The following is a 7001-nucleotide window of genomic DNA, read 5'->3' as shown; positions in this document are numbered from 1 at the left end:
GGCCTGGAGGCACGGTGCCAGGCCGCCACGGGCCTCCCGTCCGCACCGTGGCGGCTTACGCGGACGAGCAGGAACAACGATGTCGACGTCGTACGACTGCGACGATGTCGCTCGGGACGCACCGTTCGAGCCGCGCGCGCCCCAGGAACGCGGGGCGGGTCCGCGACGCCGCCACGGTGCGGACGGGAGGCCCGTGGCGGCCTGGCACCGTGCCTCCAGGCCGTACCGTGCCCGGTTCCGCACCCCGTGCCCGGCTCCGCACCGTGCGCTGCGCGCACGAACGACTCCGTCGCTGTCGGACGACAGCGACGGAGTCGTTCCGCGTCGGTCAGCGCGCGGCGGCCGCCGGCTCCCGCACGTCGGCGCGCCGCGCCCACTCCGCGGCGAGCAGCTCGTAGGAGCGCACCCGGGCGTCGTGGTCGTGCGCGATCGTCGTGACGAGCAACTCGTCCGCTCCCGTGACCCGCCGGAGCGTCTCGAGCCGGTCCGCGACGTGTGCCGGGTCGCCGACGAACCTCGTCGCGAGCCGGTCCGCCACCGACGCCTCGGCCTCAGCGGGGAACCGCAGCTCCCGAGCCTGGTCCGGGGTGGGGTACTCGATCGCCCCGACGCCGGAGCGGATCGAGTGCACCCACTGGGCGTACCCGAGCCCGAGCTGGTCCGCCTCGGCCGCGGTCGGCGCCACGAGCACGTCGGCCGACACGATGACGTGCGGCGCGTCGAGCACGCCCGGGCGGAACGCGTCGCGGTAGGCCTGCACCGACGCCAGGACCGTGCCCGGGGACGTGTGGTAGTTCGCGCCGTAGGGCAGGCCGAGCGCGCCGGCGATCCGGGCGCTCTCGCCGCCGGTGGATCCGTGGATCCACAGCTCGACGGCGGCACCCGCGGCCGGTGGGGCCTCGATCACCGCGCCGTCCCGCGACCACGTGCCCGCGAACAAGCCGCGGATCAGGTCGAGTTCGCCCGCGAACCGGTCGACGTCGCCCGGCACCCGGCCGAGCAGCTCCCCCTGCAGGGCGAACCGGCTGCCCGGCGCGATGCGGAACTCGAACGGCGCGGGGACGAGCAGGCCGTCGATGACCTGGTCGGTCCGCGGGGCGAGCGACGGCGGCTTCGGGGTGCCCGGTGCTGGTGCTCCTGAGCGGCCGAGCCCGAGGTCGATCCGCGGACCGTACAGCGCGGCGAGCGTGCCGAAGGTCTCGGCGATCTGCAGCCCCCGGGTGTTGCCGACCAGGGTCGCGGCGCTGCCGACCCGGATGGTCGAGGTTGCTGCGGCGACCGCACCGATGACGACGGTCGGCGCACTTCCGGCGACACCGGGGTTGAGGTGGTGCTCGGCGAGCCAGTAGCGGGCGTACCCGGCACGTTCCGCGGCGACGGCCAGGTCGACCGTGTTCGCCAGGGCCCGGGCCGGGGTCGACCCGCTGCTCACCGGGACGAGGTCGAGGACGGAGAGCGGGACTCGGCTCATGCGAGCACCCGCTGCCGGTCGAGGACCCGTCCGGGCAGGTCGAGCGTCTGCCGGAGCGTGGCGCCCTCGTCGTACGACTGCCGGTACACGCCGCGCTCCTGCAGCAGCGGGACGACCCGGTCGACGAACTCGTCGAGCCCGTAGGGGTTGGTGTGCGGCACGACCACGAAGCCGTCGGTGGCGCGCTCCTGCACGTACCGGTCGATCTCGGCGGCGATGTGTGCGGGCGTCCCGACGAAGCCGCCGCGGGTCGAGACCCGGATGACCAGGTCACGGATCGACAGGTGTTCAGCCGCGGCGAGGTCGCGCCACGACTGCACCAGTGCGGGCACGTCGCGGGTGTGGCGGACGCGGCCACGGGTGATGTCAGCGCCCTCGAGGTCCGGTTCGATCGAGGGCAACGGCCCGTCGACGTCGTACGACGACAGGTCACGGTTCCACACCTGTTCGAGGAACGCGATCGCCGTCGCCGGGCTGACCTGGGCACGGCGGATCGCCCGGGAACGTTCCTCGGCCTCGTCCGCCGTGTCGCCGAGCACGAAGGTCGCGCCGGGCAGGATCAGCAGCTCGTCCTTCGACCGGCCGACCCGTTCGAGTCGCTCGGTCACGTCGCGGTAGAACGCCTGCGCGTCGTCGAACTCGGTGTGCAGCGAGAAGACCACCTCGGCGTGCCCGGCGGCGAGGTCGCGGCCCTCGTCGGAGTCGCCGGCCTGCACGATCACCGGGTGTCGCTGGGGGCTGCGCGGGACCGGGAACGTGCCGGTCACGTCGAACTGCGGGCCGTGGTGGTCGACGTCGTGGATGCGGGAGCGGTCGGCGAAGGCCCCGGCGCCCAGGGTCCCGGCGGCGCCCGCTCCGTTCGCCACGATCGCGTCCGACTCCCACGAGTCCCAGAGCTCGCGTGACAGCTCCACGAACTCCGCTGCCCGCGTGTACCGGTCGGCGTGGTCGAGGAACCCGCCGCGGCGGAAGTTCGCGCCGTGGAACGCGTCCGAGCTCGTCACGACGTTCCAGCCGGCGCGGCCGTCGGTCAGGTGGTCGAGCGTGGCGAGCTGCTTCGCGAGTTCGACGGGCTCGTTGAAGGTGGTCTGCAGGGTCCCGACCAGGCCGATGTGGTCGGTGACCCCGGCAAGCGCGGCGAGGATCGCGAGCGTGTTCGGGCGCCCGACGACGTCGAGGTCGTGGATGCGTCCCTTCTGCTCGCGCAGCCGCAGCCCCTCGGCGAGGAACAGGAAGTCGAAGTACCCCCGCTCGGCGTTCCGGGCGAAGTGCTCGAACGACGAGAACGCGATCTGGCTCTCGGCGCGGTCGTCGCTCCAGACCGTGGTGTTGTTGACGCCCGGGAAGTGGGCGGCGAGGTGGACCTGACGCTTGGCGCTCATGCTGAGACCCCCGAGGAGACGGAACCGGAACCGACACCGGCACCGGTGACGGCAGGACGCGCATACCGGCTGACCGCCGGCGCGAGGCCGAGCCGCGTGCGCAGGTCGGCGGTGGGACGGGACGCCACGTCGGCGCGGAGCCCCGCGGTGACGAGCGCCGGGACGAGCTGCCGCGCGATGGCGGTCGAGTCGATCGGGATGCGCAGCGGACGGAGCCGCACGCCGGCGTACCCGAGGGCCCGCAGGTCCGCGATCCGGGTCACCAGGTCCGGCACCGTCGTCGCGATGACGGACGTGTCCGACCCCGAGCCGACGGCGTACGGGGCGCCCGCTGCCGCGTCGAGCGCGGCGAGCTCGTCGGCGGCGGCTGCCGGCGACGACCCGATGAGCACCGCGAGGTCCGCGAGGACCGGACGACGGAGGTCGGACCCGGCCGCCTGCTCGGCGTCACGGACGAGTGCCAGCGTGTCCCGCGCCTCCCGGCCGTCGAAGCCGGGCGTGACCAGCACGACGTCCGCGGCGTCCACCGCGAACGCCGCCGCGTCGGCGCGGTGCGCGAGCGCGAACACCGGCGGGCGCCCCTGCGGCGACCGCGGCACGATCGACGCGCCGTGCACCGAGACGAACGAGCCGGAGAACGCCGCGTTGTGGATGCGGTCGCGGTCGATGAAACGGCCGGTCGTGACGTCGCGGATGATGGCGTCGTCGTCCCAGCTGTCCCAGAGGCGGGAGACGACCTCGGCGGCCTCGCGGGCCTCGTCGAACAGCGTGGCGGCGTCGTCGCCGCCGGGCCGGCGGCCGAACAGCGCGGCCTCGCGGGTCGTCGGGCTCACCTGGATCCGCCATCCGGCCCGCCCCAGCGAGACGTGGTCGAGGGTCTGGAGGCCCGTGGCGACGTGGAACGGTTCGGTGTGCGTGACCGAGACGGTCGGCACCAGACCGATCGCGCGGGTCGCGGGGGCGACCGCGCTCGCGACCAGGAGGGCATCGAGGCGGCCGACGACGGTCGACGTGTCGAGGTCGCCGTCGGGGTCGGTGGGGCCGGCGGTGAACGAGTCCTCGAGGGTGACGGCGTCGACGCCGAGCCGGTCCTGCTCGACGACGACGTCCCGCCAGTGCCGGAGGCTCGTGAGCCGGTGCGCTGCCGAGCCGGCGGCGCGCCAGGCGGCGGGGTGCCAGCCGGCGCCCTGCAGCGCGGTGACGAGGGTGATGCGGTCGGGCACGGTCATGGGGCGACGCTAGGACGGTTCGGGCGGGCGGCGAAGCGGTGTTGCGGAACGTGACCGACGGTGTCGCCGTGTGACGCGCGGCGGGGGGCGTCGCGGGCGGCGGGGCGTCGCTCGGTGCGAGGTTGTCCACTCCGTGCGTCGGAGTAGACCGGGCACGGAGTGGACAACCTCGCACCAGACGGGGCCGGTGCGCACCTCGCACCGTGCGAGGATCGCCGGATGGTCTCGTCGTTCCTGACCCACGCTGAAGTGGTCGTCGACCCCGCGGTGCCGATCGAGTCGTGGGGGCTGTCGTCCGAGGGTCGCGTCCGGGCCGCCGCCGCACACCGGCTCGCGTGGACACCGGGTTCCCGGCGGATCGTCTCGAGCACCGAGCGCAAGGCCGTCGAGACCGCCGACCTGCTCGCCGGTGCCGTCCGGCTGTCGGTCGAGCACGACCCGCTGCTGGGCGAGATCGACCGGAGCGCGACCGGCTACCTGCCGCCGTCCGAGTTCGAGGCCGTCGTCGACGCGTTCTTCGCCGAGCCCGAGCAGTCGGTCCGCGGCTGGGAGCGAGCGGTCGACGCCCAGGAGCGCATCGTCGCGGCCGTCCGCCGGCACTCCGCCGCCGGCAACGTCACGATCGTCTCGCACGGTGCGGTCGGCGCGCTGCTCCTGGCCCACCTGCGCGGCGTCCCGATCACGCGCGCGCTCGACCAGCCCGGCATGGGCAGCGTCTTCCGCTTCGACGCGCCCGCCTGGCGGGCGACCAGCGGCTGGAGACGCGTCCCCGCGACCTGACGGGAGGCGCGGGGCGGGGCCGCCACGGGCCTCCCGTCCGCCGCCTGCGCGGCCCGACCGCCCCGCTCGTCAGACCACGCGCGTCGCGCCCGTCACGGGGCCGGGGGCGGCGTCCTCGTCGTCGGCGTCGTGCAGGGTCCGCTCGGCCTGCCCGAGCAGGTGGTGCACGGCGAGGCCGATCGAGCGGGCACCGACGACCGCGACGAGGACGCTCAGCAGCGCCAGCAACGCGGTGGTGGGGATCCAGGCGGACGGCAGCGCGAGTGCCCGGAACCACTCCACCGCGGCGGTGGCGACCGCGGCGGCCGGGAACACGAACGACCAGAACCCGAGCGAGAACGCCAGGCGGACGTACCGCGGCAGCAGGGCCAGCTGCACGAGCACCATCAGGACCCCGAGCCCCGCGATGGCCTGCACGGGCAGGGTCACAGCGCCGTCGGTGAGGGCGAACACCGAAAGGGTGGCGACCGCCGGCGGCGCGACCAGGATCGCCATCGTCGGCACGAGCGGCCCCGGCAGCGCCGGCCGGAACGCCAGCCGGATGAGCAGCAGGCCGGTCATGACGCCCCAGAAGAACACGCCGACACCGAGGGCCGGCCAGGACAGCCAGCCGACGCCGACCTCGTGCGTGGCGACCGAGGCGACCAGGGCCGCGGCGACGGTCGGCAGCAGGTAGCCGCCGTGCACGGACTCCAGGGCGAGCCGGCCCTCGAACCAGGTGCTCAGCAGCCAGGCGGCGAACCCGGCCGCGGTGGCCACGGCGGCGAGCACGACGACCTGCCCGGCGACGGGGGCGAACCGCGCGAGGTCGACGCCGAGCAGCATCGCGGTCGCGGGCACGAGCGCGGCGATCGGCCCCTGCGCCGGGTGGCGGAGCTGGTCGACGAGCCGTTCGCTGACGCGTGCGCCCCGGACGGCGTGCGCACCGAGCAGCCACACCCACGCGACGGCCGCGATCGCCCAGAACACCTGCGGCACCACGGTGGGCAGGTGCAGCACGGGGGCGGCGTACGACCACGTCTCGGCGAAGCCGGCGAGGCCGAACGGGACGGCGAGGGTGTTGAGCGGGATGCGGGAGGTGGGTCGTGGCATGGCTCCCCCATTGTCCTGGACCGGTCGGCTGCGTCGGTGCGCGGCCGCGGGCCGTGTGTGCTGGGCGCGGCGTGCGTGCTCCGCGGGCCGTGCGTGCTCCGCGGTCAGGCTGCGGGCAGCTGCTCGCCCGCCTCGATCGCCACGTCGAGCCGGTTCTCGGCGGGCGGCAGCGGGCAGGTCGCGTGCGGGGTGTAGGCGCACGGCAGGTTCGTCGACCGGTTGAAGTCGATGCGGGTAGCACCGGCGGCATCCGGCGCGGCGATGTCGAGACTCCGGTTCGCCGCGTACGTCGTGACTCCGCTCGTGCGGTCGGTGAACAGCACGTGCAGACCGCCGCCGTGCCCGTTGAACGCCAGGAGCGACCGCGGCCCGTCGAGGTCGAACGTCAGGACGCCGGGGGCCTCGTACACGTGCAGCAGGCCGTCGACGACGCTGCCGACGGTGACCTCGCGCGGGGTGTCGAACGGCTCGAAGTGCGCGTCCACGACGAAGCGCTCAGCGGGAACGTACGCCGGGGTGCCGCGGTACTCGACGCGGGTCGGGTTCGACGGGTGCCGCGGGCGCAGCAGGTCACTGCCGCCGCGCCGGGCGATCTCGATCACCACGGTCTCGTCGCCGTCGCGCCACACCACGTTCGTGCTCGAGCGCTCCGGCAGTGGGCCGAACCGGTGCGTCCGGGTGACCGGCTGTCCGTCGACCTCGATCGTCTCGTCGTCGGCCAGTGCGACCACCGGGCCGTCCTCGTCCGTCGACCAGGTGCCCGGGGCGTCGTCGAACCGTTCCGGCGTGGCGGTGAGCCAACGGATGCTCGTGATCGCGAGGAATCCGTGCTCGCTCGCCCGGGCCTGCTCGTGGTCGTCGTGCCACGTGGCCCACGCTGCCGCGAAGGTCGGTGCCGTCGGGTTCGTCGTGGTGGTGTCGCTCGTCGGGGTCGTCGTGCTCATGGGTCGACCGTACGACTCGTGGCCCGGCGGCGCGACGATCGTGTCGCCGTGCGTCGGCGGGGTCCGACGCGGGCGGGGTGCGGGGCCTGTCTGTTATACACAT

General features: G+C 74.5%; 6 protein-coding genes. 1 reads left to right on the top strand and 5 read right to left on the bottom strand.

Going from position 1 to position 7001, the window contains the following annotated elements; translation table 11 throughout:
* Nucleotides 1-328 precede the first annotated feature (328 nt).
* Genes DEJ02_RS18190 through DEJ02_RS18180 form a run of 3 tightly spaced genes read right to left on the bottom strand, consistent with a single transcriptional unit; the run spans nucleotide 329 to nucleotide 4082 of the window.
* Nucleotides 329-1471 carry an LLM class flavin-dependent oxidoreductase gene (locus DEJ02_RS18190; protein WP_111034069.1) on the bottom strand — a complete coding sequence of 381 codons (1143 nt, stop codon included), beginning with the start codon at nucleotides 1469-1471 and terminating at the stop codon, nucleotides 329-331.
* Nucleotides 1468-2853, bottom strand: a complete 1386-nt coding sequence (locus DEJ02_RS18185) for an NtaA/DmoA family FMN-dependent monooxygenase (protein WP_111034068.1) — start codon at nucleotides 2851-2853, stop codon at nucleotides 1468-1470. Before DEJ02_RS18185 ends, DEJ02_RS18190 begins: the two co-directional genes overlap by 4 nt.
* Nucleotides 2850-4082 carry an LLM class flavin-dependent oxidoreductase gene (locus DEJ02_RS18180; RefSeq protein WP_111034067.1) on the bottom strand — a complete coding sequence of 411 codons (1233 nt, stop codon included), beginning with the start codon at nucleotides 4080-4082 and terminating at the stop codon, nucleotides 2850-2852. Before DEJ02_RS18180 ends, DEJ02_RS18185 begins: the two co-directional genes overlap by 4 nt.
* 219 nt (nucleotides 4083-4301) lie before the next feature.
* Between DEJ02_RS18180 and DEJ02_RS18175 the strand changes: the two genes are divergently transcribed.
* Nucleotides 4302-4862, top strand: a complete 561-nt coding sequence (locus DEJ02_RS18175; RefSeq protein WP_111034066.1) for a histidine phosphatase family protein — start codon at nucleotides 4302-4304, stop codon at nucleotides 4860-4862.
* 69 nt (nucleotides 4863-4931) lie between these two features.
* Here DEJ02_RS18175 and DEJ02_RS18170 read toward each other — a convergent pair whose 3' ends face one another.
* Both DEJ02_RS18170 and DEJ02_RS18165 read right to left on the bottom strand, forming a co-directional pair.
* Nucleotides 4932-5954: a transporter gene (locus DEJ02_RS18170; protein WP_111034065.1), complete on the bottom strand. Its 1023-nt coding sequence runs from the start codon at nucleotides 5952-5954 to the stop codon at nucleotides 4932-4934.
* Nucleotides 5955-6058: 104 nt separating this feature from the next.
* On the bottom strand, nucleotides 6059-6898 hold the full coding sequence (locus DEJ02_RS18165) for a DUF1684 domain-containing protein (RefSeq protein ID WP_111034064.1): 840 nt from the start codon (nucleotides 6896-6898) through the stop codon (nucleotides 6059-6061).
* Nucleotides 6899-7001 lie beyond the last annotated feature (103 nt).

The organism is Curtobacterium sp. MCLR17_042 (assembly GCF_003234695.1).
GTDB lineage: Bacteria > Actinomycetota > Actinomycetes > Actinomycetales > Microbacteriaceae > Curtobacterium > Curtobacterium flaccumfaciens.
This window is presented reverse-complemented; position numbering and strand designations above follow the sequence as displayed.

Coding starts and splice junctions, on each gene's coding strand:
- DEJ02_RS18190 (WP_111034069.1), bottom strand. CDS start 1,471: ATGAGCCGAGTCCCGCTCTCCGTCCTCGACCTCGTCCCGGTGAGCAGC.
- DEJ02_RS18185 (WP_111034068.1), bottom strand. CDS start 2,853: ATGAGCGCCAAGCGTCAGGTCCACCTCGCCGCCCACTTCCCGGGCGTC.
- DEJ02_RS18180 (WP_111034067.1), bottom strand. CDS start 4,082: ATGACCGTGCCCGACCGCATCACCCTCGTCACCGCGCTGCAGGGCGCC.
- DEJ02_RS18175 (WP_111034066.1), top strand. CDS start 4,302: ATGGTCTCGTCGTTCCTGACCCACGCTGAAGTGGTCGTCGACCCCGCG.
- DEJ02_RS18170 (WP_111034065.1), bottom strand. CDS start 5,954: ATGCCACGACCCACCTCCCGCATCCCGCTCAACACCCTCGCCGTCCCG.
- DEJ02_RS18165 (WP_111034064.1), bottom strand. CDS start 6,898: ATGAGCACGACGACCCCGACGAGCGACACCACCACGACGAACCCGACG.